The organism is Bacillus sanguinis, from assembly GCF_018332475.1.
In the GTDB taxonomy this organism is placed as follows: Bacteria; Bacillota; Bacilli; order Bacillales; family Bacillaceae_G; genus Bacillus_A; species Bacillus_A sanguinis.
In genome coordinates this window covers 1-640 of sequence record NZ_BOQB01000635.1, presented here as the reverse complement: position 1 = coordinate 640, position 640 = coordinate 1, and the positions used below count along the sequence as shown (strand labels likewise).

Below are 640 nucleotides of genomic sequence, written 5' to 3'. Positions count from 1 at the left end.
AAGGCGTTTTTTCTATTTTTTCTTTAAACAAACGATTTTACTATGACCATTTAACTAATTTTCGCATCTACTATGATGAGTTTCGTTCATATCCTCATGAGAAAGGAGAGATTTAATGTCTCATTATAACGACAGTCAGAACAAATTCTCCAAACCATGCTTTCCAAGTAGCGCTGGACGAATCCCAAATACTCCATCCATCCCAGTCACTAAGGCACAACTTAGAACATTCCGCGCAATCATTATTGATTTAACAAAAATAATTCCAAAACTTTTCGCAAATCCATCTCCTCAAAATATTGAAGATCTAATTGATACATTGAACCTACTAAGTAAATTTATTTGTTCACTAGACGCTACTTCCTCCCTGAAAGCACAAGGGTTAGCTATTATTAAAAATTTAATAACTATATTAAATAATCCAACCTTCGTAGCAAGCGCTGTATTTATCGAGCTTCAAAATCTAATTAATTATTTACTATACATTACAAAACTATTCCGAATTGACCCTTGCACACTTCAAGAGCTTCTTAAATTAATAGCAGCATTACAAACTGCTTTAGTTAATTCTGCTTCATTCAAGGACCTACTGGACCTACTGGTCCAGCTGGTGCTACTGGCGCCACTGGACCTCAAGGTG

Annotated in this window: 1 pseudogene; it reads left to right on the top strand. The window is 35.3% G+C overall.

Features of this window, described 5'->3' with window-relative positions:
• Positions 1-115: 115 nt before the first annotated feature.
• A pseudogene (locus tag KI369_RS28945) lies at positions 116-640 on the top strand (collagen-like repeat preface domain-containing protein); the annotation flags it as partial.